We start from the raw sequence: 1,016 nt of genomic DNA on the forward strand, positions 1-1,016 counted from the left end.
GGTGCTGCTGGACCAACTCCCCCTGACCGTCAACGGCAAACTCGACCGCCGCGCACTCCCCGCGCCCGACTACACGGCCGGGACCATCTCACGCGGACCGCGCACACCGGCGGAAGAGATCCTGTGCGGCCTGTTCGCCGAGGTACTCGGCCTGACCGACGTCGGAGCCGAGGACAACTTCTTCGACCTGGGCGGGCACTCCCTGCTCGCCACCCGCCTGATCGCACGCATACGCACCACCTTCGGCGTCGAGCTGGGGGTACGCTCCCTGTTCGAGGCACCCACCGTGGCAGGACTGGCACAGCAGGTGGGCGGAGCCGGTGCGGCCCGCACCGCTCTGGTACCGGCCCAGCGACCGGAGACCATCCCTCTGTCCTTCGCCCAGGCCCGTCTGTGGTTCCTGCACCGCCTCGAAGGACCCTCCCCCACCTACAACATGCCGGTCACCCTCCGGCTGACCGGACACGTAGACATCCCGGCGCTGGAGATGGCACTCGCCGATGTCGTGGCACGCCACGAAAGCCTGCGGACCGTCTTCCCGGAAGTCGACGGTGTGCCACAGCAGCGCGTTCTGCCGGTGCGGGAGGCCCGGCCCCAGCTGACCGTCACCCCCGTGGACGCCTCCGAACTGGATGCGGCACTGGCCACGGCCGTACGCCACACCTTCGACCTCGAGACGGACATCCCGCTGTGGGCGCAGCTGCTCCGTATCAGCGCGGAAGAGCACGCCCTGGTGCTCGTGGTACACCACATCGCCAGCGACGGATGGTCATTGCGTCCGTTGCTGGGTGATGTGAGCACCGCCTACCGGGAGCGGTGTGCCGGGCGGGAGCCGGGCTGGGCCGAGCTGCCGGTGCAGTACGCGGACTACACGCTGTGGCAGCGCGACCTCCTGGGCGACGTCGAAGACCCCCACAGCGAGATCGCCGCGCAGGTGGAGTACTGGAAGCAGACCCTGGCAGGGCTGCCCGACCGCATCTCCCTGCCCACCGACCGCCCCTACCCGCCGACCGCCT

At 69.8% G+C, this 1,016-nt stretch carries 1 protein-coding gene; it reads left to right on the forward strand.

All coding sequences use genetic code 11. The annotated features are described in order from the left end of the window. The coding region (locus tag AXW62_RS39720) for a condensation domain-containing protein (protein ID WP_252368903.1) at positions 1-1,016 on the forward strand (1,016 nt) is incomplete at both ends.

The sequence above is a fragment of the Streptomyces hygroscopicus subsp. hygroscopicus genome (assembly GCF_001553455.1).
GTDB lineage: Bacteria > Actinomycetota > Actinomycetes > Streptomycetales > Streptomycetaceae > Streptomyces > Streptomyces hygroscopicus.